The sequence below is a fragment of the Microbacterium sp. DT81.1 genome (assembly GCF_049844955.1).
Classification (GTDB): domain Bacteria; phylum Actinomycetota; class Actinomycetes; order Actinomycetales; family Microbacteriaceae; genus Microbacterium.
The window spans coordinates 312,409-335,791 of sequence record NZ_JBNCMA010000005.1 but is presented as its reverse complement, the minus strand read 5'-3'; the positions used below and the strand labels follow the sequence as shown (position 1 = coordinate 335,791).

General features: G+C 69.1%; 26 protein-coding genes and 1 tRNA gene. 8 read left to right on the top strand and 19 right to left on the bottom strand.

Features of this window, described 5'->3' with window-relative positions; genetic code table 11:
* Window positions 1–5 precede the first annotated feature (5 nt).
* From ACLQ2Q_RS15460 to ACLQ2Q_RS15450, 3 genes are read right to left on the bottom strand one after another with little or no spacing between them, the layout of a single operon-like run.
* On the bottom strand, window positions 6–302 hold the full coding sequence (locus ACLQ2Q_RS15460; RefSeq protein ID WP_425821427.1) for a hypothetical protein: 297 nt from the start codon (window positions 300–302) through the stop codon (window positions 6–8).
* A gap of 20 nt (window positions 303–322) precedes the next feature.
* Entirely contained in the window at window positions 323–940 is a 618-nt protein-coding gene (locus ACLQ2Q_RS15455) for a M23 family metallopeptidase (protein ID WP_425821425.1), read from the bottom strand.
* A 1-nt stretch (window position 941) separates the two neighbouring features.
* Entirely contained in the window at window positions 942–1,679 is a 738-nt protein-coding gene (locus ACLQ2Q_RS15450; RefSeq protein ID WP_425821423.1) for a hypothetical protein, read from the bottom strand.
* 441 nt (window positions 1,680–2,120) lie between these two features.
* Here ACLQ2Q_RS15450 and ACLQ2Q_RS15445 point away from each other — a divergent pair, with 441 nt between their 5' ends.
* From ACLQ2Q_RS15445 to ACLQ2Q_RS15425, 5 genes are all read left to right on the top strand, one after another.
* The gene (locus ACLQ2Q_RS15445; RefSeq protein WP_425821421.1) at window positions 2,121–2,855 is read left to right on the top strand and encodes a hypothetical protein; all 735 of its coding nucleotides are present in this window, start codon (window positions 2,121–2,123) and stop codon (window positions 2,853–2,855) included.
* Window positions 2,856–2,907: 52 nt separating this feature from the next.
* On the top strand, window positions 2,908–3,618 hold the full coding sequence (locus ACLQ2Q_RS15440; RefSeq protein ID WP_425821419.1) for a hypothetical protein: 711 nt from the start codon (window positions 2,908–2,910) through the stop codon (window positions 3,616–3,618).
* A 7-nt stretch (window positions 3,619–3,625) separates the two neighbouring features.
* Window positions 3,626–4,105, top strand: coding sequence for an SRPBCC family protein (locus ACLQ2Q_RS15435; RefSeq protein WP_425821417.1), 480 nt, complete (start codon window positions 3,626–3,628; stop codon window positions 4,103–4,105).
* A gap of 58 nt (window positions 4,106–4,163) precedes the next feature.
* Window positions 4,164–4,481, top strand: a complete 318-nt coding sequence (locus ACLQ2Q_RS15430) for a helix-turn-helix domain-containing protein (RefSeq protein WP_425821415.1) — start codon at window positions 4,164–4,166, stop codon at window positions 4,479–4,481.
* A 200-nt stretch (window positions 4,482–4,681) separates the two neighbouring features.
* On the top strand, window positions 4,682–5,185 hold the full coding sequence (locus ACLQ2Q_RS15425; protein WP_425821413.1) for a hypothetical protein: 504 nt from the start codon (window positions 4,682–4,684) through the stop codon (window positions 5,183–5,185).
* Window positions 5,186–5,229: 44 nt separating this feature from the next.
* On the opposite strand, the gene ACLQ2Q_RS15420 is transcribed toward ACLQ2Q_RS15425, so the two are convergent.
* The gene (locus tag ACLQ2Q_RS15420) at window positions 5,230–6,381 is read right to left on the bottom strand and encodes a tyrosine-type recombinase/integrase (RefSeq protein ID WP_425821411.1); all 1,152 of its coding nucleotides are present in this window, start codon (window positions 6,379–6,381) and stop codon (window positions 5,230–5,232) included.
* 168 nt (window positions 6,382–6,549) lie between these two features.
* Window positions 6,550–6,623: transfer RNA gene (locus tag ACLQ2Q_RS15415), tRNA-Gly, on the bottom strand.
* Window positions 6,624–6,821: 198 nt separating this feature from the next.
* On the opposite strand from ACLQ2Q_RS15415, the gene dcd reads away from it, so the two are divergent.
* Window positions 6,822–7,427: a dCTP deaminase gene (gene dcd / locus ACLQ2Q_RS15410; protein WP_425821409.1), complete on the top strand. Its 606-nt coding sequence runs from the start codon at window positions 6,822–6,824 to the stop codon at window positions 7,425–7,427.
* 272 nt (window positions 7,428–7,699) lie between these two features.
* Here the strand turns inward: dcd and ACLQ2Q_RS15405 are convergent, their stop codons facing one another.
* On the bottom strand, window positions 7,700–8,599 hold the full coding sequence (locus tag ACLQ2Q_RS15405; RefSeq protein WP_425821407.1) for an alpha/beta hydrolase: 900 nt from the start codon (window positions 8,597–8,599) through the stop codon (window positions 7,700–7,702).
* A gap of 76 nt (window positions 8,600–8,675) precedes the next feature.
* Between ACLQ2Q_RS15405 and ACLQ2Q_RS15400 the strand changes: the two genes are divergently transcribed.
* Complete coding sequence (locus tag ACLQ2Q_RS15400) at window positions 8,676–9,329, top strand: TetR/AcrR family transcriptional regulator (protein ID WP_425821405.1); 654 nt, start codon at window positions 8,676–8,678, stop codon at window positions 9,327–9,329.
* Between the two features lie 64 nt (window positions 9,330–9,393).
* On the opposite strand, the gene ACLQ2Q_RS15395 is transcribed toward ACLQ2Q_RS15400, so the two are convergent.
* Window positions 9,394–9,894, bottom strand: coding sequence for a MarR family winged helix-turn-helix transcriptional regulator (locus ACLQ2Q_RS15395; RefSeq protein ID WP_425821403.1), 501 nt, complete (start codon window positions 9,892–9,894; stop codon window positions 9,394–9,396).
* Window positions 9,895–10,013: 119 nt separating this feature from the next.
* Here ACLQ2Q_RS15395 and ACLQ2Q_RS15390 point away from each other — a divergent pair, with 119 nt between their 5' ends.
* Entirely contained in the window at window positions 10,014–10,523 is a 510-nt protein-coding gene (locus ACLQ2Q_RS15390; RefSeq protein ID WP_425821401.1) for an SgcJ/EcaC family oxidoreductase, read from the top strand.
* A gap of 6 nt (window positions 10,524–10,529) precedes the next feature.
* Here ACLQ2Q_RS15390 and ACLQ2Q_RS15385 read toward each other — a convergent pair whose 3' ends face one another.
* The 12 genes from ACLQ2Q_RS15385 to ACLQ2Q_RS15330 form a co-directional block, all read right to left on the bottom strand.
* Window positions 10,530–11,501 carry an NAD(P)/FAD-dependent oxidoreductase gene (locus tag ACLQ2Q_RS15385; protein ID WP_425821399.1) on the bottom strand — a complete coding sequence of 324 codons (972 nt, stop codon included), beginning with the start codon at window positions 11,499–11,501 and terminating at the stop codon, window positions 10,530–10,532.
* The gene (gene fdxA / locus ACLQ2Q_RS15380; RefSeq protein WP_425821397.1) at window positions 11,494–11,820 is read right to left on the bottom strand and encodes a ferredoxin; all 327 of its coding nucleotides are present in this window, start codon (window positions 11,818–11,820) and stop codon (window positions 11,494–11,496) included. The genes ACLQ2Q_RS15385 and fdxA overlap by 8 nt, the downstream gene beginning before the upstream one ends.
* Window positions 11,817–13,259 carry an FAD-dependent oxidoreductase gene (locus ACLQ2Q_RS15375; protein ID WP_425821395.1) on the bottom strand — a complete coding sequence of 481 codons (1,443 nt, stop codon included), beginning with the start codon at window positions 13,257–13,259 and terminating at the stop codon, window positions 11,817–11,819. Before ACLQ2Q_RS15375 ends, fdxA begins: the two co-directional genes overlap by 4 nt.
* Window positions 13,256–14,050 (bottom strand): uroporphyrinogen-III C-methyltransferase, encoded by a 795-nt coding sequence (cobA, locus tag ACLQ2Q_RS15370; protein WP_425821393.1) that lies wholly within the window; start codon window positions 14,048–14,050, stop codon window positions 13,256–13,258. The genes ACLQ2Q_RS15375 and cobA overlap by 4 nt, the downstream gene beginning before the upstream one ends.
* A complete protein-coding gene (locus tag ACLQ2Q_RS15365) occupies window positions 14,047–15,018 on the bottom strand; it encodes an ABC transporter permease (RefSeq protein WP_425821391.1) in 972 nt (323 codons plus the stop codon). The genes cobA and ACLQ2Q_RS15365 overlap by 4 nt, the downstream gene beginning before the upstream one ends.
* Window positions 15,008–15,874, bottom strand: a complete 867-nt coding sequence (locus ACLQ2Q_RS15360) for an ABC transporter ATP-binding protein (RefSeq protein WP_425821389.1) — start codon at window positions 15,872–15,874, stop codon at window positions 15,008–15,010. Before ACLQ2Q_RS15360 ends, ACLQ2Q_RS15365 begins: the two co-directional genes overlap by 11 nt.
* A 2-nt stretch (window positions 15,875–15,876) precedes the next feature.
* Window positions 15,877–16,953: an ABC transporter substrate-binding protein gene (locus ACLQ2Q_RS15355; protein WP_425821387.1), complete on the bottom strand. Its 1,077-nt coding sequence runs from the start codon at window positions 16,951–16,953 to the stop codon at window positions 15,877–15,879.
* Window positions 16,954–17,045: 92 nt separating this feature from the next.
* Window positions 17,046–18,458: a sulfate adenylyltransferase subunit 1 gene (locus tag ACLQ2Q_RS15350; protein ID WP_425821385.1), complete on the bottom strand. Its 1,413-nt coding sequence runs from the start codon at window positions 18,456–18,458 to the stop codon at window positions 17,046–17,048.
* Window positions 18,458–19,471 (bottom strand): sulfate adenylyltransferase subunit CysD, encoded by a 1,014-nt coding sequence (gene cysD, locus ACLQ2Q_RS15345; protein ID WP_425821383.1) that lies wholly within the window; start codon window positions 19,469–19,471, stop codon window positions 18,458–18,460. The genes ACLQ2Q_RS15350 and cysD overlap by 1 nt, the downstream gene beginning before the upstream one ends.
* A complete protein-coding gene (locus ACLQ2Q_RS15340) occupies window positions 19,468–20,211 on the bottom strand; it encodes a phosphoadenylyl-sulfate reductase (protein WP_425821381.1) in 744 nt (247 codons plus the stop codon). The genes cysD and ACLQ2Q_RS15340 overlap by 4 nt, the downstream gene beginning before the upstream one ends.
* The gene (locus tag ACLQ2Q_RS15335) at window positions 20,208–21,944 is read right to left on the bottom strand and encodes a nitrite/sulfite reductase (RefSeq protein ID WP_425821603.1); all 1,737 of its coding nucleotides are present in this window, start codon (window positions 21,942–21,944) and stop codon (window positions 20,208–20,210) included. The genes ACLQ2Q_RS15340 and ACLQ2Q_RS15335 overlap by 4 nt, the downstream gene beginning before the upstream one ends.
* Before the next feature lie 518 nt (window positions 21,945–22,462).
* Window positions 22,463–23,179, bottom strand: coding sequence for a sirohydrochlorin chelatase (locus tag ACLQ2Q_RS15330; protein WP_425821379.1), 717 nt, complete (start codon window positions 23,177–23,179; stop codon window positions 22,463–22,465).
* Window positions 23,180–23,383 lie beyond the last annotated feature (204 nt).

The following is a 23,383-nucleotide window of genomic DNA, read 5'->3' as shown; positions in this document are numbered from 1 at the left end:
TCGCATCAGAAGCCGAAATCGAAATTCACGAACCAGGCGAAGAGACCGTTCAGGGCGCCGAGCACGGCTGCCCCGAGGAAGATCCAGAGAATGTTCTCGCCGGCCCACGTGCGGACGCGTTCTGACCCGACGCCCCTGAACGCGAGCGCCGAACCGGCGACGATCAGCATCGCCAACACCACAAGCATCGCCCCGGCCAGGATGTAGGACACGATGACCTGGAAGCCCTGAAAGAAGGGCGCCGTGAAGTCCGGTTGGATGTCGGGCACGTCGACGTCGGTCGGTGCCTGTCGTGCGAACATGGTGCGCTCCTTGCTGGTGGCTACTTGAGAGGGAGGCCGAGGGCGGCCATGAACGGTTGCGGATCGACCGAGGTCCCGGACCTCTGCACCTCGTAATGCAGGTGGCAGCCGAATGACTTGCCAGTGTTTCCTTCGGCGCCGAGCGGTGTCCCGGCAACGAGCTCCTGGCCCACGACGACACGAAGGGAGGCCCACTGCATGTGCGCGTAGAGGGTGATAAGGCGGTCACCGTGGTCGATGCGAACGGTGTTCCCGTAGCCCTGATAGGTTCCGGCGGTTAGAACCGTGCCCGGACCCGCAGCGTAGACGGTGGCGCCGCAGCCTTGCGCCATGTCATAACCCTTGTGATCCGTCGAGCAGTAACCGCACCCCTTGACCGGGTTGTAACCGAAACCCCGGCCCTTGAAATACACCCCCGTGAGGGGATACGCCCACTCCCCGTTCGCCGGCGCCGGAGCGGGATGAGCACTGGTCACAGCAGTGCTGGCCCCAGCACCGGCGACGGCAAGGGGGATCGCGACGAGCGGCGCCTTCGCGAACGCGACCACCAGCAGAACCGCGACGATCGCCCCGGTCAGGATCCTCCGTCCAGTCCTCGTGTTCCCGAGGGCTGCTGCGGCGGCAACCAGGGCACCCATGTCAGGGCTCCAACGGCTCCGTGAAGTAGCGGACCACCTTGCAGTCCCCAACCGTCTGCGCCGAGTCCGGGGTCGGTACCGAGCCTTCGCCGCACAGCACCTGAACGCTCACACGTACTGACTCCTCGTACGAGGCTGCGCCGTCTCCGCCATCCGAGCGCGTGAACACCAAAGCAACGTCAGCCGTGCCGATCGACATGTCACCCGAGGGATCCTCCGTTACCGGAACGAACTCCACCTCCCCCGCGGCCGCCGCAACGACGCGACCGTCTTCTCCGGCCAGCGAGTCCCAATCCTGTTGAGGCAGCACAACTCCTTGACGGAGTTCGAGTTGAGCGGCCTTCATCCGTGCCGGCCGGTCAGTCTCGCCGTACCGTGTGTCCGGGGTGAACCACGAGTCCAGATACTCCAGCCACTCATCGCGTGTCGCTTTCGTCGTGTCGAAGGTGGAAGCGGCAGCCAGCGCCGCACGGATGTACGTCTCGGCATCCGTTGTGATGGGCTCTGGCGTCCAGCCACGATCCTCAGCCGTCGGGTCGACGACCTCTCCGTCTGGCTCGGCGATGGTAGGCGTCGGGATCCTCGATCCTTCGCTGGGATTACCGCTGGGTGCTGGACTCGGAGGTGACTGCGACACGACGGAGCCCACAATGACGGCCACGATTCCGAGGACCAGCACCAGGGCACCGACCGCTGCCCAAATCAGGCCGCGTCGGCTCGGATTCGGACGCGGCGTCATCGCACCTCCCTGGCACGAGTCATGACGGTGGCGATGCACGCGTCGATCCGGCTTTGCCCGGCGTCCGTCGTGAGTCCGCGACCGGCGAATCGGGTGACCCGAAGGGTTCCCTGTGCGACCCCGGTCCGGGCCTCGAACTGCGACTGCGACGGATTCACTACGCTCCTCCAAGTGCTTTGGATGCTGGATAAACCATACTGTATAGCCGTATGGATTCGATGTAAACGCCCAATTTAGATGCGGCGATGAGCGCCGAGCCGAATGGCGCGGTCGCGGCACCGCGGAGGCGGCGCGCGTTTTATGAGAGGTAGAGTGCCAGCATCTGATGTGACCCTTCTGTGCTGGGGTGATCAGAATACATAACTGGCCCGAAAGTTGTAACTATTTTCCTCTCGTCAGGGCCTCCGACGTGCGTCTTGACTGGCAGGGAGATACCAATCGATGAGTGTCGCTGCCGGGGCCTTCAGACAGTGGGCCGCGCACGCGGGCCTTCCCGGCAACACCGCTGCCATCGCGCAGGTCATCGGACTGGCTCGCCCCACGCTGCAGAAGCAGTTCATACGGGGCCGAGTGCAAGAGGGGGTGGTCATCCGCGCGGCCCGCGCCCTCCGTCTCGATCCAGTCGGCGTCCTGTCCCAGTTTCCTGAATACGCGGATCTTGGGGCCGGCGTTCGGCCGCCGCTGGCGGTGGAGGTTCTCTCACAGGTCACCGTGGATGACGCCCTTCTCGAGCTGTTGAGACGGCGCCGGCCCGACAACGGGCAGACGTTGGCGACGATGCAGACGTGGCCGGAGCCGCCGATCCCGGACGGCCTCCGCCAGTGGATCGATGCGGTGGACCCGGGAGACCTTCGACGAACACTTGCTGGCCGAATGGCCATCGCCCCTTCCAATCTGTCCGCGCAGATCACAACGAACAAAGTTGCGCCGCGAGCCCTGGTCGAGGCGGCTCGCATCGCGAACACCTCGCTCGTGAGCGGCCTCGCGGTTGCTGGCGTTGTCACTCTTGATGAAGCCGGTTGGACGCGAAACGCGCGGGCCGCGGCGATGACTCAACTCCGCGACTCCGCCCTACATGACCTCGTCACCTCAAGAATCGCGGCCGCGCAACGGGCGGCCCGCCGCCTCGAGGCCGACGAAGAAGCGGCTCAGCGCATCCGGGACACTCTGGGGTGACCGAGGCGTACACTGCCAGCCTGTAGTTCGTTTCAGCGAAGTGAGGCTTCCCATGCTCATCGCCTATTTGTTCGCCATCATCCTCCTGGCGCTTGCGCTAACCCGACTGCCAAGCGCCATTCGCGGTCGAAATGTCATCGTCATGCTCGCCGCAACGGCGATCGTCATTGCGTTCGTTCTGATCACACCCGCCGTGTACGCCGCGTTGAACCCTCTGCTGCCGGTGCCCAATTGGGCGGACCTTATTTCGAAGCTGGCGTTGTTCCTTGGTCTGCTGCTCGCGGGAACACAGATCGCGCGCGCCTACAACTCAGCGGATGCCCGACGGCTGATCTCTGGGCTGCCAGGCCTCATGGCGTTCGCATTGCTCTTCATCGCTGAAGTCGTCATCTTCGCCTTTGTCTACGATGCGACGCCGGTGCCCGGAATGGAGGCAGACCTCGCGGATCCGCTGGTGCGGGTTTACGCCGCGATCGCGACCGCCTATGCCGCCTACGTTGCCATCGTTCTGATTCCCGCGCTCCTGACTGGAAGCCGCTCCAGCGAAAGAAGCGCCCGCACCACTTCCCTGCTTCTCTTGCTGGGCTTCGGGCTCGCCATCGTTCGCTTTGGGCTCGCCATCGTGACGCTTGCGTACGTCCCGGTGTACCAAGCGGCACAGGTCGTCAGCGGCGTCGCGGCGATATTCGTAGCGCTCGGTCTCACTAACGCCTTCTTCAGCCGCGTCATCCGTGGCCGGCGTACGCAACGCCTTTACGTTTGATCAGAGAATGCCGAGCACCTTCACCGTCGTCACCCGGACACCGCACCCCATCGAGCGCCTGTTCGACGTCTCCTTGAGCATCGATGAGACGTCAAGATCGATGGGCCGATCGGGTGCTCGCCCCGTCGCGGGTGTCACCTCTGGAAGCATCGCGCTTGGACAGACTGTCACCTGGCGCGGGCGGCATTTCGGGCTGTGGTTCACCCACACGTCTCGGATAACCGAGTTGGATCGTCCACACAGTTTCACCGACGAGCAGGTAAGGGGAGCGTTCAAATCCTTCCATCACCGCCACCTGTTCCGACGCGATGCCGATGAGACGGTGATGATCGACGTCGTCACTCTCGCGTCGCCGGTGTTCGGCTTCCTTGCCGAAGCGATCGTCCTCGTTCCCTACTTTCGTCGCCTCATCAGGAGGAGGAACCGCCACCTCCTTGCGGTTCTTGATGGCGCGCAGCCAGTGATTCGAGTTCCCACGGCAGATTGATGTCGTGGGAAGCTATTCGCCTTAGCGGTGTGGGGATCGCGTGGGGGAGAATGGCCCTGTGCCCAGACTCGCCCAGCCTGCCGGATCCGAAGACGCGCAAGAGCCCGTCGCTATCCTGGGAAACCTCGTGAAGGCCGGCATCGTGCGCACTCTCCGCGAGAACCCGGACGTCACCATCCGCTCCATCTGCCAGGCTCTCGAGCTGGGACCGACCACGGTCCAGCCGTACCTGGCCGAGCTCGAGGCCTCGCGCATAGTGATCGCAGACCCTCCCATGAGCGAGAGCCGCAAGGGGGTCTGGGTTAGATACCGCGTCAACAATGAGGCGGTCACGGACCTGTATCTGAGGCTTGGGCTCGCCATCGGCGAGTTCTAGCCGACGATTGGCTCAATGAGTGCTGGCCCATGCGGCAGGACAAGGCCCGCAAACCGGTCGCCGACCAGAAGCCCACGGAGCCTGATGCCGGCATAACGTCGGCACCTCGGGCCGCTCGGCCCCAAACGCGCTGCTTTGGGATGGAGATGTCGTTGAGTCCCTGGGAAACTCGCTCGTAGGACGAGCAAGGTGGTGTGCCCATGACAACGAACGAGTGGGTAGCGGTCTTCGTCGGGATCGTGACGGCCATCACGACGGTGGTGGGCGGATTCCTCCGGTCCAGCCGTGCGGCGCAGCTCCGCAAGGCGATTTCCGAGGATCAAGCTATCGTCAAGTCGCTCGCACCCGAACGGCCCGCGAAATCGGCGTTGCTGACAGGGATCGACCGTCAATCGGCCGAGCTCGCCGCCATCGTGCTCCACCCGATGCGTGCGTCCGTGATCGTCTACGCATTCGTGGCCTTCTTGTTCTGGGGCGTCGTATTGATCGTGTACCTCACCGAAGGACCTCGTCCCTTGACGTTCGCCGAAGGACCCGGCCGCGGCCTCACGAACTGGGGATACCTGCTCGGGGGGATCGTTGCACTGACCCTCTGCATACGCGATATTCGTCGGACTGCGCGAGCACGGTCACGTGAACGCGACCGGCTACTCAACGGAAGACCGACCGGCGTTGAGCCACCCGGTCCCGGCGGGGAGGGGTGAACACCCTACGCAGAAGGGCGGAATCGCCCGGTGCAACTGCGTCCCTAGAGCGATTCCACCCACGCGGAGAGGTTCTCAACCGCCCGCCGTCCTTCGGACGTCAGCACATGACGGTAAGGGTCGGACGCTTCCGGGCTGCTGTGTCCGCTTACTCCGGAGAACGCGGCCCACGGAATGCCGGCGTGCTCGGACAGTGTCACGTAGGAGTGTCGGAGCCAGTGCGTGGTGGCACCCGGACGATCCACACCTGCCCTCAAGAGAGCCGCGCGCAGGTCCTCATTATCGTCGGCGTTTGTCTTCGGGGAGCCGTTTGCGCGGTGCCAGACCAGTCCGTGCGAGTTTGGGGCGGTGCCAGAGTCAGCGAGCGACCGAATCTGCTGAACGGTCGCATCGGTAAGCGGAATCTCGCGGGCCGTCCCATTCTTGGGCCGAACGAGCAGGTGCCGACCTTCCAGGAGGACCGAATCCAGGTCAGGCGCGACGACGATCTGACGGTGAGGGCACGCACCCGCTTGCTTCCGACCACACGAGCCGCCGCACCCATGTGTGAATGCGCCATCCGTCAGCGACCACGACAGTTGCGCGACGCCCTTCCCGAGATCGATGTCTGCCCAGCGCAGCGCGCGCGCCTCTCCGCTGCGCAAACCCGTGAGCAGCGCAAGGGTCCAGCGCGCGTCCCCGAGGGCGAGGAGTGCCCTGGCTTCCTCGCGGGAAAGCGACGATCGGACCTTGGATGGTCGCGTGCGTCGCGGGGGATTGAGTGCGGCGATGTTGTCGGCGATAATCCGCTCCGCCCGAGCATGCTCGAGCAGACTGACGAGAGTGCGGTGCGCGCCTGCGACGGTGGCATCGCCGACACCGCGGAGGCGCATGGCGGCGTGCATGCGACGGATGTCGGCAGGGGTGAGGTCGGCAGCGATGCGGTCTCCCAGCGTTGGCAGGATATTGCCCTTCACGTGGGACCGGTAGTTCGCGAGCGTGTGTGGTCGGGAGCGGTCGGCCACATCCGTCAGCCACGATGCCGCCAGGTCGCGCACCCGGGTCGAGCGATCAAGCACTATACCGATCGAGTCCCGCTCGCGGAGCATCAGGTTCAGCTTCTTGACGGCGCCGTCCTTCGTCTTCGACATCCGAGCCTTCTGGAGTCGATTGCCTGTTTCCGGGTCGAAACCGACGTCGACGACCGCGCGCCACATTCCACGGGACTCCACCCAGTAGAGGGCGCCCTGACCGTGCTCACGAGCCTTCGGCATCCCCCGAGACTACCGCCATCGGTATACACATAGATGTACACATAGCTGTGGCACCACGTGGTGTGCTGTGGCGAGACGCCGGAGGAATTCCGCGGGATTTGGCGGAACTTGTGGAGGGGATGACGGGAATCGAACCCGCGCTATCAGCTTGGGAAGCTGAAGTTCTGCCATTGAACTACATCCCCGGCAGGCCTTGCGGCGCCCGCCCAGCATAACAAACGACCGCTGCCGCGATCTTCGCGCGCACAACGCAGGAGATTCCGCGGCTGGATGTCGGTCACCGCCGTGGTCTGGCCGGCTCGGGCGCGTCGGCTTGCGGAACTCCTGCGTCATGTCCGGCCGCAGCCGGCATCCGGTGAACTCCGCCTCGCTAGGCTGGGCGCGTGCTGCTCTCCGACCGCGACATCAAACACGAACTCGCCGCCGGGCGCATCGGGCTGGAACCATCGGCCGAGGAGATGATCCAGCCATCGAGCATCGACGTGCGGCTCGACCGGTACTTCCGGCTGTTCGACAATCACAAGTACCCGTACATCGATCCGGCGGAGGACCAGCCCGAGCTGACCCACCTGATCTCCACGGCGCCGAACGAGCCCTTCATCCTGCACCCCGGTGAGTTCGTGCTCGGAAGCACTTTCGAGCTCGTGACCCTTCCCGACGACGTCGCGGCCCGCCTCGAAGGCAAGTCGTCGCTCGGTCGCCTCGGGCTGCTCACCCACTCCACCGCCGGCTTCATCGACCCGGGCTTCTCCGGCCACGTCACGCTCGAGCTCTCGAACGTCGCGACACTGCCGATCAAGCTGTGGCCCGGTATGAAGATCGGGCAGCTCTGCTTCTTCCGCCTGTCCTCGCCCACCGAGAACCCCTACGGCTCCGGCCCGTACGGAAACCGCTACCAGGGGCAGCGCGGTCCGACCGCTTCTCGGTCGTTCCAGAACTTCCACCGGACCGACGTCGGCACGACCGACGCCGGCGCCACGGGCGGCTGAGGCCCGCCGGCCCGGGGGACCGGGCGCCGGCACGCCGCAGGCGCGGGCTGTTGAGGTCGCGGCCGCCGAGGCAGCCCGGGCCGCTACAGCTGGGGCCGCCACAGCCGCGGCCGGCCGGGGCCGCCGGGGCCGCTACATCCCTAGCCGCGATCACGCGCTGCACAATCTGTCGCGCGCGGCGCGGATTGGCGCAGCGCGCGACAGAAAGGGCAGCGCGTCGTCCAGGACGGCGCCAGAAACCGGCCAGCGCGCCCTCAACGGCGCCGAGCCGCCTACGCCGCGACCGGTTCCCGCTCGTCGCCGCGCAGCGCGTCGATCGCCGGAAGGCCGCCGGTCGTCAGGGCCACGACCGCGTCGAGCACCGGATCGGCCGAGAGCACGCGGTTGTGCCCCAGCCCCTCCGTCAGCAGCAGCCGCGAACGCGCGCCGTGCGCCGCGTGCAGGCGCTGCGAGTCGAGCGGAGGCATCTGGCGGTCGCCACGGTCGTGCACGACGAGAAGGTCCACCGCGGGGGGAAGGGGATCTGCGACGGCGTCGTAGCGGGCGAAGACGGATGCCTGATCCTCGCCGACCCGGGCGCGGAAGGAGCGTCCGAAGGCAGCCCTCGTCGGCGCGTCGAGGTCGAGCGCCGCCGCGAACTGGCCGAGGAACGCATCCGGGCTTGCGGCCCCCGAGATCGCGGCGACCGCTCCGGTGGTGACTCCGTTGCGCGCAGCCGTAAGGCCGGCAAGCGCTCCGAAGGAGTGTCCGATGATGGCGCTGAAGCGCCCGTGCGCGCGCTGCAGTTGCTCGGTCGCCTCGATCCAGTCCCTGATGTCGGTGCGCCGTCCTGTCGAGTCGCCGTGGGCGGGGGCGTCGAATGACACCACGTGGAATCCCTCGGAGACGAGCTCGCGCACGACCGGCGCGAACTGCGAGGCGCGGCCCCGCCAGCCGTGCAGCAGCAGCACTGTGCGGTCGCCGGCACCCCAGCGGTACGTCGTCACATCGTCGGACCGGACTCGCAGCATGCCGCGCCGGGCGGCGAAGTGGGTGACCGCGTCGGCTTCGCGCATCGGCATCCGGGGCTGAGTCAGAGAGAAGGCCTGCGTCGTGAAGCGGCCCGCCAAGCGGGGCGACACGGCCGAGGTTGCGCGGATGCCTCCGCGGATGACGGTGAAGCTCGAAACCACGATGTCTCCTTTTCCAAAAAATGAATACGAACGATCGTACGTAGGCTATCTGAACGATCGTTCGTACACTAGAGGTATGTCGGAAATTCTCGTACAGGACCGCCGCCGGGCCCGCGGCGACGCGTCGCGCCGCACGGTGCTCGAGAGCGCGACGGACCTCGCCTCGACGGACGGCCTGGACGGGCTGACCATCGGACGCCTGGCGGAGACATCCGGACTCAGCAAGAGCAGCATCGCCACGCTGTTCGGTGGGAAGGAGGGATTGCAGCTCGCCACAGTGGAGGCCGCTCGGCAGGTCTTCCAGGAGAGCGTGGTCGACGGTGCCCGCGCCGAGGACCGCGGCATCCGGCGTCTTTCCGCACTGCTGCGCAGTGCGCTGGACTACTCCCGCGAACGCGTCTTCTCGGGAGGATGCTTCTTCGCGGCGACGGCGGCGGATGTCGACTCCAAGCCAGGCCCGGTGCGCGATGCCGTACGCGGAGCGTTGCGCGAGTGGTACGGCTACCTCGAGGCACAGCTGCGGTACGCGGCGGAGAAGGGCGAGATCACGGCGGATGCCGGTCAGGTCGAGCAGCTCGCCTTCGAGGTCATCGCCCTCGACAACGAGGCCAATGCCCGCTCACTGCTGATGGGGAGCGAGCGCCCCTATGACATCGCGGCGGCCGCGATGCGCGATCGGCTGATCGCGTTCGGCGCGGATCCGGCCGACCTTGCCGCTCTGACGCGCTGAAGCTCCAGGTCGGAGCGCCACGTCGGCGCACGCCAGGGATGCCGGACGGCCGTGTCTGCCGGTTCTATCGCGCGGATGCCTTGCGGGCATGGAGCGCGAGCGTCTGGGAGCGCATCAGCGCGGTGCTCTTCTCAACGAAATCGAGAACGAGCTCGAGCTGCTCGTTGTTGTAACCCTCCAGCAGGGCGGATGTCGAGTTGGTGAGCGGCATGAAGCGGTCCCCCGTGCCGTCCGATCGCCTCTCCGCATCGAGAGGGCGCACCACGACCCTCCGACGGTCCGCCGGGTCCTTGGCCCTCTCGACGAAGCCCGCGCGTTCCAGCCGGTCGATCACGCCGGTGACCGCCGCCGTGGTGAGTCCGGTGAGTTCGGCGAGCTCGCCGGCGGTGATCGGTCCCGTCTCGTCGAGGAGTCCGCGGCACTTCAGGTCGGTGCCGTTCAGCCCGAGACTCACCGCGAGCGCCTGGTGGAAGATCACCGTCCACGTGCTGTTGCGCTGGATCTGCTCGAAGAACTGCCGCACCAATTCTTCTCTCCCGCGCGACCCGGTCGGTGATGTCGCCATGAAAGCCTCCGCAGGTCCCTTGCCACTCGGCTTGACGTCCGACCGAGCTCGTCCTACTCTCTCACAGGATAGATATCTAAGATCGTTAGACACTCACACGCTTAGAGAAGGCAGCCCCGATGACCCCTGAATATCACTCCCATCTCGCGACAGACGAGCATGGCCGGCGCGGAGGCGATGAGGGAGCCGTCCGCGAGCTCTTCCGCCGCCTGCTCGAGGCCTGGGCGGCCGGTGATGCGGAACGATATGGCGCCCTGTTCACGGAGGACGCGGACTACGTGGCTTTCGACGGAGTGAACCAGAAGGGCCGTGCGGCCATCGTCGGCGGGCACCGCCCGCTGTTCGAGAAGTGGCTCAAGGGCTCCGCCTTGACGGGAGAGGTGACGGGCGTGCGCTTCCTTGCCCCGGACGTGGCGCTGGTGCACGCGAGCGGTGGAACGCTGCTGAAGGGCAAGAAGAAGCCCGACGCGACACGCCGCTCCATCCAGTCCCTCGTCGCGGTCAACGGCGAGGACGGGTGGAGATTCACGTCCTTCCACAACACACGGGTGCGGGGCATCGGCTCGTTCCAGGGCGTGCTGCTCTGGAAGATGACCGACACCTTGTGGCGGCTGTTCGGACCGAGGTAGATCCGGTCAGTGCGCCGTGGTGACTCCGAGAAGGTCATGGGTGAGCACCGCCGCGACACGCGCGCCGGCGCCCGCAGCGACGATCAGCTGCTGGGGTCCGGGCGTCGCAGCATCGCCTGCCGCGTAGAGCCCCGGGATGCTGGTACGGCCGGACCCGTCGGTGACGAGGTTGCCGTCGGCGTCGATCGTCGGGTCGAGCCCGGCGAGGAACTCCAGCGCGGGATGCCACTGCGGGCGAACGAAGCCACCGCCGATCTGAACCCGTGCGCCGTCGACGAGTCGAACGGCGGTGACCGCGCCGCGGTCGCCTTCGAGCTCCTCGATGAGGCGGCGGTCGACACGGATGCCTCGCGCCGCGAGCCCGGACTCCTCTTCCTCGTCGATCACCGGTGCGCCGTGGGTGAACACGGTGAGGTCGTCGGTCCAGCGGGCTATCAGCAGGGCGCGCTCCGCGAGGTCGGCGCTTTCGCCGATCAGGGCGAGGGGGCGATCCCGAAGCTCCCAGCCGTCGCACGCCGCGCAGCTGAACAGCGTCATACCGTAGAACGCACGAAGGCTCGGGATCGCGGGGAGCGTCTCGCGCAGGCCGGTGGCGACGAGCACCGAGCGCGCCGTGACGGTGGACGGGACGCCCCGGCCGCGGCTCTCGAGCGCCCCGCGGAAGCGCATGCCTTCTCCGGCATCCGGCGCATCCGGCTCGACCAGCTCAAGGGCCGAAACGAGCGCGCGCTCGATCACCCGCACCTCCGGATAGGCCTCGAGTTCGGCGCGGGCAAGCTTGCGCAGCTCGAGCGGCGAGATGCCGTCGCGGGTCAGGAAGCCGTGCGAGCGCAGGGTCGCCGAGTTTCGCGGGCGGCCGGCATCCACGACCAGCACGCTCTCGCGGGCCCGCCCGAGATTCAGCGCGGCCGAGAGCCCTGCCGGCCCCCCGCCGATCACGAGCGCGTCGACGGCCACGGTGGCCGTCTGCTCAGCCATGTGAGTCCTGCGGGGGGAGGGCATGGATGACCGGGTGGTCCTTGTGGATGACGCCGACCTTGGCGGCACCGCCCGGGGACCCGATGTCGTCGAAGAACTCGACGTTGGCCTTGTAGTAGTCCGACCACTCCTCGGGGAGATCGTCCTCGTAGTAGATCGCCTCGACGGGGCAGACCGGTTCGCAGGCGCCGCAGTCCACGCACTCATCCGGGTGGATGTACAGCGATCGATCGCCCTCGTAGATGCAGTCCACCGGGCACTCGTCGATGCACGCCCGGTCCTTCACATCGACGCAGGGCAGCGCGATGACGTACGTCACGAGTCGACGAGCGCGCCGGAGCGCGAGATCTCGACCTGCTCGTCGCGCGACACGACCTTGATGCGCTCGCGTGCGACCGGCACCTCGAACCCGTCGGAGGAGAACGCCTCGCCGAGCCCGCGCTCGTGCGCGTCCAGGGCGAGCCAGCCCTCCCACGTGGTGAACGGCACGCCGCGCTCCTGGAGCAGCTCGGGCACGTCGGCGCCGGCATCCTCCACCGGCCGCGGAAGTATGCCTGCCTGAGCATCCGCGAGCAGGTGCGTGACCGTCTCGAGTGCGTCGCCCTTCGTATGGCCGATGAGGCCTACGGGTCCGCGCTTGATCCAGCCGGTCGCATACACGCCCGGCAGGGGCGTCCCGTGCTCGTCGACGACCCGGCCCTCGACGTTGGGGATGACCGCGGCCACCTCATCGAACGGCACGCCGGGCAGCGGCGAGCTGGCGTAGCCCACCGCCCGATAGACGGCCTGCACGGGGTAGTCCACGAACACCCCGGTCCCGACGACCGAACCGTCTCCGGCTGGACGCGTGCGTTCGAACCGCACCGACTCGACGCGCCCGTCGCCCGTGATCTCGACCGGGCTGTGCAGGAAGTGCAGGTGCAGCCGCCGGGATGCCGTGGGCACCCAGTCCGCCGGCTTTCGCCAGCCGTTCAGCGTGCGCGTCATGACCTTGACCTGGTTGCTGCTCGCGTGCAGCGCCTCGGCGTGCGGGTCGCCGGCCGCGGCCTCGAAGTCTTCGTCGTAGACGACGATGTCGACATCCGGCACCTCGCCGAGCTCGCGCAGCTCGATCGGCGTGAACTTCACGTGCCCGGGGCCGCGTCGTCCGAAGACGTGCACGTCGGTGACGGGCGAGGCGGCGAGGCCTTCGTAGACGTTCTCGGGGATGTCGGTCGAGAGCAGGTCCTTCGGGTGCTTGGCCAGCACACGCGCGACGTCGAGGGCCACGTTGCCGTTGCCGATCACCGCGATCGACTCGGCCTCGAGCGGCCACTCGCGCGGCACGTCCGGGTGCCCGTCGTACCAGGCCACGAAGTCCGCCGAGCCGAAGGAGCCGGGCAGCTCGACACCGGGCACGTTCAGGGGCGCATCGCGCAAGGCGCCGGTCGCGAAGATCACGGCGTCGTACCGCTCGCGGAGCTCGGCCACCTCGATGTCGCGGCCGATCTCGACGTTGCCGATGAGGCGCACGTCGCCGGAGTCGAGCATCTCGTGCAGGGAGTTGACGATGCCCTTGATGCGCGGGTGATCGGGCGCGACGCCGTAGCGGATGAGCCCGTACGGCGCCGGCAGGGACTCGAACAGGTCGATGGAGAGCTCGAGCTCGGCGCCCACCTCTTGGCCGAGGGCGGCGACCTGCCGACGGAGGATGTTGCCCGCGTAGATGCCGGCGGGGCCGGCTCCGACGATCGCGACGCGGAGGTTCTGAAGGGTCATTGCCGGATGGCCTTTCGGGAAGGTGCCCCGAGGAGCGTCTCGTCGGTGGCGGGTGCGGGGCGAGCGTCGGCGATCGCCTGGGGGGCATAGGGGCTGAGGGTGACGACGTCTCCGACGACGATCACGGCGGGCGAGCGGATGCCGCGGGCGGCGGCCTGCGCGGCGATGGTGTCGAGGGTGCCCACGGTCACGCGCTGGCGCGCGCCGTAGCCGTCCTCGATGATCGCGACCGGGCACTCGGCGCCGCGGTCGCCGGAGGCCAGCACGTGCGCTGAGTGCGCCAGAGTGCCGACGCCCATGAGCAGCACGACCGTGTGGTCGCGTCCGCCGCCGAGCGAGACGATCTGGTCGTGGCCAGTGACGACGGTGAAGGTCGTGGCGAGCCCGCGGTGGGTGAGCGGGATGCCGGCGATCGCGGGCACCGAGATGGCGCTCGTGACACCCGGGACCACCTCGACATCCACCCCCGCCTCGCGGCAGAACTCGACCTCCTCGCCGCCGCGGCCGAAGACGAACGGATCGCCGCCCTTCAGTCGCACGACGCGCTTGCCGTCGCGGGCAAGCGTGACGAGCAGGGCGTTGATCGCGTCCTGAGGCACGGCGTGGTGGCCGGGGAGCTTGCCGACGTCGACGATCTCGGCATCCAGCTGCAGCTCGTCGAGCACCGCCCGGGCACCGAGCCGGTCCGCGACGACGACGTCCGCCGCCTCGAGGGCACGGAGGCCCCGCACGGTGAGCAGGCCGGGGTCACCCGGTCCCGCGCCGACCAGGGTCACACGCCCGGCGCTCACTTCGCGCCCCCCGAGAGGAGAAGCCCGCGCCCGCGCAGCATGCGGCGCTCGAGCGGCCCGAAGAAGACCAGCTCGATCAGGATGCCGATCGCCAGGATGACGAGGATCGTGCCGAGCACACCGGCCAGGTCCGCGAGCTCGCGCGATTGCTGAAGCATCGATCCGAGGCCGAAGCCGATCGTGCCGCCCATCGCGATGATCTCGGCCGCCATGAGGGAGCGCCACGAGAACGCCCAGCCCTGCTTGAGCCCCGCGACGTACCCGGGGAGCGCAGCCGGCAGGATCACCATGGTGGCGAGCTGTGTTCGGCTGGCTCCCAGCACCGTGCCGACGCGGCGCAGCTGGGGCGGGACCTGCTCGACGCCGGAGATGAGCCCGTTCACGATCGACGGGATCGCGCCCATCAGGATCACGAAGTACACCGTGGCGTCACTGAGGCCGAACCAGATGATGGCGGCGGGCACCCACGCGACGGAGGGGAGCACCTGCAGGCCCGAGATGATCGGGCCCATGGCGCGGCGCAGCGGCTTGACCTCGGCGAGCAGCAGGCCGAGCGGCGTGCCGACCGCGATCGCGATCAGGAAGCCGATCACCCCGCGCTCGAGGCTGGTCGCCACCGCCTGCTGAAGGCGCCCCGACTCCCATGCGTCGCCGAGGGCCGCGACGACGTCGAGGGGACTCGGCACGATATCGGGTCGCGGCTGGGCGATCACGACATAGAGCTGCCAGACCGCGAGCAGTGCCAGAACGAAGAGGATCGGAGGCAGCACGCTCGTGACGAAGACCCGCCAGCGGCTCGTCGGCCGCTCGGGATCGGTCTGCAGGCGGTCGAGTCCCGCTTCGAGGCTGCGGAATTCGTCCCGGTGCGACGGGCGTGCCAAGACCGCATCCTCGCCGGCGATCCCATCCGCGACCACGGCGGTCCGTCCGAGCACATCCCGGTGATTCAGGGCGGTGTCATGCGGCATTTCGGCGGATCTCCTTCCGCAGCTTGTCGGTGATCTCCACCGCGAGGGCGGCGACCTCGGGCGACTCGATGCGCCGTCCGGTCGTGCGGGCGATGCGCCACTCCTCCGAGACCCGGCCTGGGCGGCTGGAGAGCAGCACGACGCGCTCACCGAGCCGCGCCGCCTCGCGCACGTTGTGGGTGACGAAGACGATCGTGCGTCCGGTCGCCCGCCAGACCCGCTCCAGCTCTTCGTGCAGCAGGTCGCGGGTGATGGCGTCGAGCGCCGCGAACGGCTCGTCCATGAGCAGCACGGGGCGGTCCTGCGCGAGCGCGCGAGCGAGCGCCACCCGCTGCCGCATGCCGCCCGACAGCTCGTGCGGCCTCTTCCCCGCGGCATCCGCGAGGTTGACGGTGTCCAGCAGCACCAGCGCCTTCTCCCGGCGCTCCCTGCGCGGTACCCCGCGCAGCCGGAGGGCCAGCTCGACGTTGCCGCGTGCGCTCAGCCACGGCATGAGGGCCGACTCCTGGAACATGACCGCCGAGCCCTCGCCCGGGGTGTCGATGTGGCCGGTCGTGGGCTTGTCGAGGCCCGCGATCAGGTTGAGCAGCGTGGACTTGCCGCACCCGGATGCGCCGATCAGGCACACGAACTCGCCGGGGGCGATGTCGAGGTCGATCCCGTCGAGCACGAGGGGTCCGGTGCCGAAGCGCTTGCCGACCCCCTCGATGCGCACGGCGGGCTCGGCCGGCGGCGCGGCCGGCCGGACCGGCGCGCTCTCGTCGAAGCTCGGGCCGAGCAGGTTCGGCGGCCGCACCGCCGGCACCGCCGCGGGGGCGTGCCCGGGGGCGCCGGTCGGCGCGGACGGGGTCGTCATGGTCAGTCCTCGCCGAGTCCGGCCGCCGAGACGGTGTCGTTGCCGGCCGACTCGAGGATGCCGTTGAGCAGCCGCAGGTCGAAGAGGCCGTCGATCGATCCGTCCTTCTGCGTCCCGGCGGACAGTCCGTTCGCCACCAGGGTCTCGAAGGTGTCGGCGTGCGGGTCGACCGAGAAGGTGACGTGCTCGAGGGCCCGGGCGATGACGGCGTCGGCGAGCGGCTTGCCCGTCTCGGCCTCGATGGCGCCGTTGATCACGCCGCCGGCCTCGTCGGGGTTGTCGGCGATCCACTGCACGGCGGCGACATGGCCATCCAGCAGGTTTTCGACGACGTCGGGGTGCTCATCGAGGAACTCCGCGCGCACGAGCAGCACGGTGGTCGGGAACTCCCCGTCCTCCCACAGCTCGGCCTCGTCGATCAGCACGTGCGCACCGGCCTCGTCGATCAGCCGCGACACCCACGGCTCGGGGAGCCAGGCGCCGTCGATCGTGCCCTGCTGGAAGAGGGTGAGCGTCTGCGCGTTCTCGGTCGGCGTGATGCTGACATCGCCGCCGCCCGAGGTGTCGGTCTCGAAGCCCTCGTCGGCGAGCCACGTGCGCAGCGACACGTCCTGCGTGTTGCCCAGCTGCGGCGACGCGAGCGTCGTGCCCTCGAGGTCGGCCGGGTTGTCGATCCCTTCGCGCACGACGAGGGCCGCGCCGCCGGTGGCTGCGCCGGCGATGATGTGCGCGGACTCCCCACCGGACTGGATGAAGGTGTTGATCGATGGGTTGGGCCCGATGTAGGTGGCGTCGATCGCTCCGGCCGAGAGTGCCTCGATGGCCGCCGGTCCCGCGTTGAAGACCTGCGTCGTCACCTCGACGTCGCCGAGCGCGTCTTCGAAGAGGCCCTCCTCGAGCCCGACGAGGGCGGGCGCGTGGGTGACGTTCGCGAAGTAGCCGAGCCGCACTTCGTCGACGGATGCGCCGGCCTCGGCCGAGGCATCCGGTGAGCTGGCGGCAGCGGAGGCGCAGCCGGCCATCATGGCTGCTACGAGTCCCAGGGTTGTGAGTGTCGTCGCGGTGCGCAGTTTGTTCACGGTGTCGCCTCCTTCAGTCGGCATTTCGGCGGATGCAGCGGGTTCTGCGGGTGCAGAGTGCTGCGGTCGGTCGGTCGTGGGTGATCCGGGGATCAGTCGTGCGTGATCGCGGCAGCCAGTGTCTGGCCGTCGGCGGGGTGGATGACGAGGAACGAGCCGGCGTGCCTGTTCTCGCCGTACGGCTCGAGGGGCAGGTCGGCCGAGAGGCGCAGGCGCGCCCGGCCGATGTCGTTCGCGCTCAGGTAGTCCGCCGGCGTGTGCGCCAGGGTGTCGAGATCGCGCTTGGACTCCACCGAGGCGACGATCGCCTGCACCGTCGCGGTGCCGTGCTTCACGAGCACACGGGCGCCGGGATTCAGCGGCCGGGGGTCGAGCCAGAACAGCTCGGCGTCGACATCCCGGCGGGCCACCGGCAGGGTGTCCGCGGCGGCGATGACGGCGCCGCGGGCGACGTCGATGTCGTCGGCCAGCCGCAGGGCGACCGACTGGGGCGCGACGGCCTCTTCGAGGCTCGCGCCGGCCTGGTCGATGCCCGTGACGGTCGTCTCGATTCCGGCGGGGAACACCGTGACCCGGTCGCCCACGCGCACACGGCCGGAGCCGATGCGGCCGGCCACGGCGCGGTAGTCGCGGTAGGCCTCCGCGGCGGCGTCGTCTCCCGCCAGCTCCGGAGACAGCCCGCCTTGCGGGCGCAGCACGAGCTGCACGGGTAGGCGGAACGGATCGAAGTCGGTGTCGAGCTCGTCCTGCGACGGCAGGGACTCCAGCAGCTCCAGCAGCGCTGGGCCGCCGTACCAGGGGGTCCGGGCGGAGCGGTCGACGATGTTGTCCCCCTCGAGCGCTGAGACCGGGAGCACATGCACATCGCCGATGCCGAGCTCGGCCGTGACCCGGCGCACGTCGGCGGCGACATCCGCGAATCGTTCCTGCTCGAAGCCGAGCAGGTCTATCTTGTTCACGGCCACGATCACGTGCGGCACCCGCAGCAGCGCGACAACGGAGAGGTGCCGACGGGTCTGTTCGAGCACCCCCTTGCGACCGTCGATGAGCACGATCACCGCATCGGCGGTGGTTGCGCCGGTGACCATGTTGCGGGTGTACTGCACGTGGCCGGGGCAGTCGGCGAGGATGAAGCTGCGCGCGCCAGTGGAGAAGTAGCGGTACGCGACGTCGATCGTGATGCCCTGCTCGCGCTCGGCGCGGAGGCCGTCGGTCAGGAGCGCGAAGTCGAATCCGGTGCCGGCGCCGAATCCGCGCTCGGCGGAGGTGCGGGCGACCGACTCGAGCTGATCCGCGAGGATCGCCTTGGAGTCGTGCAGCAGGCGCCCCACGAGCGTGGACTTGCCGTCATCGACCGATCCCGCGGTCGCGAAGCGGAAGAGGGTGCCGGATGTCGGTCCCTGAGCCTGTCGAAGGGTCGACGCCTCGACCGGTTCGTGAGCCTGTCGAACCGTCGACGACGCCTCGACAGGCTCGGCGACCGGTTGGGGTCCAAGGGTCGTCATCAGAAGTACCCGTCCTTCTTGCGGTCTTCCATGGCCGCCTCCGAGATCCGATCGTCGGCGCGGGTCGCCCCGCGCTCGGTCAGCGTGGACTGGGCGACCTCGCGCACGACGGCGGAGACATCCGCGGCATGCGATTCCACCGCGCCCGTGCAGCTCATGTCGCCGACCGTGCGATACCGGACGCTGCGCAGCTCGACGGATTCGCCCGCCCTCGGCTCGGATACCTCGCCCACCGCGCGCCACATGCCGTCGCGGCGGAAGACCGGCCGCTCGTGCGCGAAGTACAGCGGCGGCAGCGGAATGCGCTCGCGTTCGATGTAGCTCCAGACGTCGAGCTCGGTCCAGTTCGAGATCGGGAAGGCGCGCACGTGCTGACCGGGGGTGTGCCGGCCGTTGTAGAGGCTCCAGAGCTCGGGGCGCTGGTTGCGGGGATCCCACTGGCCGAACTCGTCGCGCAGCGAGATGATGCGCTCCTTCGCGCGGGCTTTGTCCTCGTCGCGGCGCGCGCCACCGAAGACGGCGTCGTGCCGGCCCGCGGCGATGGCGTCGAGCAGCGGAAGCGTCTGCAGCGGATTGCGCGTGCCATCGGGGCGCTCGAGCAGCCGTCCGTCGTCGATGTAGTCCTGCACACGGGCGACTTCCAGACGGATGCCGAGGCGCTCGACGGTCGCGTCCCGGAACGCCAGCACCTCGGGGAAGTTATGGCCCGTGTCCACGTGCAGCACCGGGAAGGGCACCTTGCCGGGCCAGAAGGCCTTCGCTGCGAGGTGCAGCACGACGACGGAGTCCTTGCCGCCGGAGAACAGCAGCACAGGGCGCTCGAACTCGGCGACGACCTCACGGATGATGTGGATCGCCTCGGACTCGAGCACGTCGAGGGCGTCGAGGCGGGCGGGGCGGCGGGCGGCCCCGGTCGCTGAGCGCCCTTCCCCGGTCGCTGAGCGAGCGGAGCGAGACGAAGCGTCAGGAACCGCGAAGCGGGACGAGACGTCGGTGGTTTCCGAGACACTCATACGTGCAACCCGCATTCCGTCTTCGAGAGGCCGGCCCAGCGGCCGGATCGGGGGTCTTCGCCGGCGGCCACCGGCTTGGTGCACGGCTCGCAGCCGATGGACGGGTAGCCGTTGCTCACAAGGAGGTTGACGGGCACCTGGTGCTCGCCGGCGTAGTCGAGCAGGTCATCGAATGTCCACGCGGCGACCGGGTTGATCTTCACGAGGCCGTTGCGCTCATCCCACTGCACGAGCGGGGTGTTCGCACGCGTCGGCGCCTCCTCGCGGCGCACGCCCGTGAACCACACCTCGTAGCCACCGAGGGCACCCTGCAGGGGCGCAACCTTGCGGCGCGCACAGCACAGAGCGGGGTCGCGCGAGAACAGCGCGGCGCCGAACTCGGCATCCTGCTCGGCGACCGTCTGCTCGGGCAGCACGTCCACGATCCGCACGTCGAGCACCCGCCCGACCTCGTCACGCGTGAACCGGGTCTCGGCGAAGTGGTAGCCGGTGTCGAGGAAGAGCACGTCGACTCCCGGGAGCTGCTCGGCGACGAGGTGCGGCAGCGCCGCATCCGCCATCGAGCAGGCCACGGCCGCGGCATCCGCCCCGAAGTTGCGTGCCACCCAGGCGACGACCTCCGCGGGCGATGCCTCGTCCGCCGCGCCGCTGCGAAGCTCGGCAGCGCCGGCCTCGGCGAGCGCCTTCAGCTCCTCGGCGGGCCGCTTGATCGTCGCGCGCGGCGCGAGCGAGACGGTCATGACAGGGCCTCCTCGTCGGCCCGGTGCGCCCACTGGGCGAACGTCTCGTCGGATGCCGCGTCGCGGTCGGTGAGGAAGCGCCGCACGACCCGGTCGACGTAGTCGGCGATGCCGTCGGCCGCGACCTTCAGGCCGCGGACGGTGCGGCCGAGGCCGGCCTCGTCGCGGTCGGCGTTCACGAGCCCGCCGCCGAGGTGCACCTGGTAGCCCGGCACCTGCTCGCCGTCGATGGTGACGAGCTGGCCCTTCAGTCCGATGTCGGCCGTCTGGATACGCGCGCACGAGTTGGGGCATCCGTTCACGTGCAGGCTGATCGGATGCGGCAGCTCGAACTGCTCGAGACGCCGTTCGAGGTCAAGGACCGCCGCGGTCGCGTACGCCTTGGTCTCGACGATGGCGAGCTTGCAGAACTCGATGCCGGTGCACGCGATGGTGCCGCGGCGGATCAGGCTCGGACGGGCCGAAAGCCCGAGCTCGTCGAGCCCCGCGATGAGCGACTCCACCCGATCCTCCGGAATGTCGAGGATCACGAACTTCTGGTGCGGCGTAGTGCGGAGGCGGGTCGAGCCGTGAGCCTCGACCAGGTCGGCCAGCTTCGCGAGGATCGGTCCCGAGACGCGGCCCACGATCGGCGTCACTCCCACGTAGAAGCGCCCGTCCTTCTGGCGGTGGACGCCGACGTGGTCGCCCTGGGTCTTCGGCTTCGGGGCGGCGGGGCCGTCGGGCAGCGCGTAGCCGAGGTACTCGTCCTGCAGCACCTGGCGGAACTTCTCGGTGCCCCACTCCGCGAGCAGGAACTTGAGGCGCGCCTTGTTGCGCAGGCGCCGGTAGCCGTAGTCGCGGAAGATCTGCGCGACCCCGTGCCAGGCATCCGCCACCCGATCGGGCGCCACGAAAGCGCCGAGGCGCTCCCCGAGGCGCGGGGTGGCCGAGAGGCCGCCGCCGACCCACAGGTCGTACCCGATGCCGAGTTCGGGATGCTCGACGGCGACGAAGGCGACGTCGTTGATCTCGTGCACGACGTCCTGGCTGGGGTGGCCGGTGATCGCCGACTTGAACTTCCGGGGGAGATTGGCAAGCGATGCGTCCCCGATGAACCGTGAGGTGATCTCGTCGATCTGCGGCGTCGGGTCGAGGAGCTCGTCGGCCGCGATGCCGGCGACGGGCGACCCCAGCACGACCCGGGGCACGTCGCCGCAGGCCTCCGTGGTGCCGAGGCCGACGGCCTCCAGGCGACGCCAGATCTCGGGCATCGACTCGACCTCGACCCAGTGCAGCTGGATGTTCTGCCGGTCGGTGAGGTCGGCGGTGCCACGGCCGAACTCGGTGGAGATGCCGGCGATGACACGCACCTGCTCGGTCGTCAGCTGGCCGCCGTCGATCCGCACGCGCAGCATGAAGAACTCGTCCTCGAGCTCGTGCGGCTCCAGCGTCGCCGTCCGTCCGCCGTCGATCCCCGGCTTGCGCTGGGTGTAGAGCCCCCAGACGCGGAATCGGCCGTGGAGGTCGGTCGGGTCGATCGACGCGAAGCCGCCCTTCGAGTAGATGTTCTCGATCCGCTCGCGCACGGCGAGGCCGTTGTCGACCTGCTTCCACTCCTCGTTGCCGTTCAGGGGTGCCGTGCCGTCGATCTTCCACTGGCCGTTGGGCCGTGTGGACGGGCGGGGCGGGCGGGCTGTGCCGGCAGCGCGGGCGGCGCGCGCGGGTGCGGCCGGTGCCCCCGTTTCGTCCAGCGTCTCGTGCAGCGCCACGGCGCTCCCTCCGGTTCTCGGTGCTCGTGCGTCCTTCCCGCCTGAGCGGGCACGGCGATACCACGCCGATTGTGCGACGCTAAGCGACGGCTCCGGCGGTCGGTAATTCCGGGTCACGAAGCGTTGCAGAGCGCCACACAGCGTCACATTGCTTGACGTCTGAGGCGCCTGCGGTATTGCCGGCGTGCCGGGGTGAAGCGCTGCGGGGACTGGGTGCCGCGGTCGCCGGGGTCGAGCGGGCGGGGATGGCGGGCCGCGCGCAGGCTCGTCCGGGTGGATGGGGCGGTTTCGGCTCTGGGGCAGTACATCAGCCCCGGCGAGCCTGAGTCCGGTACGCGATCCCCGGGCACGTCGCGGTGGGCGGCCGTTGGATCGCGTCGGACGGCGCCGGATGTCCTGGGGTCAGGCACCGGATGTCCTGGGGCCAGGCGTCGGATGTCCGGGGTCAGGCGTCGGATGTCCGGGGTCAGGCACCGGGTGTCCGGGCGTAAGGCGACGGGTCAGGCCCCGGACGCCGCCGCGTAGCGGTCGAGCACGATCTGGACGAGCGGCCGGGGCACGGGCTGCCCGGCGATCAGGAGCGGCGGCGTGACGACATCCGCGCCGGCCTTCTCGATCAGGTCCTGGAAGAAGCCCTGCGCGAGCAGGTAGCTGACCGCGACGATGCGGGCTTCGGGATGCGCCGTCCGTGCCTCCGCGATGGCGTCGGGAAGACGGGGAGCGGCGGCCGAGAGGAACCCGATGCGCACCTCGCGGCCGAGCACGGCGGAGAAGCGCTCGGCCGTCGCGTGGCAATCGCGGACGGCGCGCGCGTCGCTCGAGCCGGCTACCGCCAGCACCAGCACGTCGTCGTCGTGCACCCCGGCCTCTCGGCACCGACTGCGCATCACGTCGATCAGCCGGTCGTCAGGGCCGAGCGCGCCCGCGAGGGTGACGGGCCGGTCCCTCGTGGCGTGGACGGCGTCGGTCAGATCGACGTGCACGTGGTACCCGGCGGAGAGCAGCAGCGGAACGATCACGGCCGGCTCGCCCGGATCGAGGGCGCCGAGCGTCGCGGCGACGTCGGGCTGCTCGACGTCGACGTGCCCGAGCAGCACCGTCGGCCCGTCGGACACAGCCGCCGCAACGGCGTCGTGCAGCGCGCGCACTGCCGCGCGGCCCAGCTCGGACGAGGTTCCGTGCGAGATCGCCACGAGGGCGGGGGCGCGCGCGGTCATGTCCCCAATGCTGACACATCCCCGCAGGTCGATCCGGTCGTTGAGCCTGCTGAGGGGTCGTGCCCGGTCCGGTCGCCGAGCCTGGCAGGCGTCGCCCGGGTGCCGGGCGCACGAGGTGGCGCCGAGCGCACAGCTTCCGGACGCACGGAACCCGTGCGCTCGGCGGGAAGCCGTGCGCACGGGTTGCATGGTTGGCGAGGGTCT

What these genes read in the sequence shown, in the direction of transcription:
- ACLQ2Q_RS15460 (WP_425821427.1), bottom strand. Translation starts at nt 302, where the DNA reads ATGTTCGCACGACAGGCACCGACCGACGTCGACGTGCCCGACATCCAA.
- ACLQ2Q_RS15455 (WP_425821425.1), bottom strand. Translation starts at nt 940, where the DNA reads ATGGGTGCCCTGGTTGCCGCCGCAGCAGCCCTCGGGAACACGAGGACT.
- ACLQ2Q_RS15450 (WP_425821423.1), bottom strand. Translation starts at nt 1,679, where the DNA reads ATGACGCCGCGTCCGAATCCGAGCCGACGCGGCCTGATTTGGGCAGCG.
- ACLQ2Q_RS15445 (WP_425821421.1), top strand. Translation starts at nt 2,121, where the DNA reads ATGAGTGTCGCTGCCGGGGCCTTCAGACAGTGGGCCGCGCACGCGGGC.
- ACLQ2Q_RS15440 (WP_425821419.1), top strand. Translation starts at nt 2,908, where the DNA reads ATGCTCATCGCCTATTTGTTCGCCATCATCCTCCTGGCGCTTGCGCTA.
- ACLQ2Q_RS15435 (WP_425821417.1), top strand. Translation starts at nt 3,626, where the DNA reads ATGCCGAGCACCTTCACCGTCGTCACCCGGACACCGCACCCCATCGAG.
- ACLQ2Q_RS15425 (WP_425821413.1), top strand. Translation starts at nt 4,682, where the DNA reads ATGACAACGAACGAGTGGGTAGCGGTCTTCGTCGGGATCGTGACGGCC.
- ACLQ2Q_RS15420 (WP_425821411.1), bottom strand. Translation starts at nt 6,381, where the DNA reads ATGTGGCGCGCGGTCGTCGACGTCGGTTTCGACCCGGAAACAGGCAAT.
- ACLQ2Q_RS15400 (WP_425821405.1), top strand. Translation starts at nt 8,676, where the DNA reads ATGTCGGAAATTCTCGTACAGGACCGCCGCCGGGCCCGCGGCGACGCG.
- ACLQ2Q_RS15395 (WP_425821403.1), bottom strand. Translation starts at nt 9,894, where the DNA reads ATGGCGACATCACCGACCGGGTCGCGCGGGAGAGAAGAATTGGTGCGG.
- ACLQ2Q_RS15390 (WP_425821401.1), top strand. Translation starts at nt 10,014, where the DNA reads ATGACCCCTGAATATCACTCCCATCTCGCGACAGACGAGCATGGCCGG.
- ACLQ2Q_RS15385 (WP_425821399.1), bottom strand. Translation starts at nt 11,501, where the DNA reads ATGGCTGAGCAGACGGCCACCGTGGCCGTCGACGCGCTCGTGATCGGC.
- ACLQ2Q_RS15375 (WP_425821395.1), bottom strand. Translation starts at nt 13,259, where the DNA reads ATGACCCTTCAGAACCTCCGCGTCGCGATCGTCGGAGCCGGCCCCGCC.
- ACLQ2Q_RS15365 (WP_425821391.1), bottom strand. Translation starts at nt 15,018, where the DNA reads ATGCCGCATGACACCGCCCTGAATCACCGGGATGTGCTCGGACGGACC.
- ACLQ2Q_RS15360 (WP_425821389.1), bottom strand. Translation starts at nt 15,874, where the DNA reads ATGACGACCCCGTCCGCGCCGACCGGCGCCCCCGGGCACGCCCCCGCG.
- ACLQ2Q_RS15350 (WP_425821385.1), bottom strand. Translation starts at nt 18,458, where the DNA reads ATGACGACCCTTGGACCCCAACCGGTCGCCGAGCCTGTCGAGGCGTCG.
- cysD (WP_425821383.1), bottom strand. Translation starts at nt 19,471, where the DNA reads ATGAGTGTCTCGGAAACCACCGACGTCTCGTCCCGCTTCGCGGTTCCT.
- ACLQ2Q_RS15340 (WP_425821381.1), bottom strand. Translation starts at nt 20,211, where the DNA reads ATGACCGTCTCGCTCGCGCCGCGCGCGACGATCAAGCGGCCCGCCGAG.
- ACLQ2Q_RS15330 (WP_425821379.1), bottom strand. Translation starts at nt 23,179, where the DNA reads ATGACCGCGCGCGCCCCCGCCCTCGTGGCGATCTCGCACGGAACCTCG.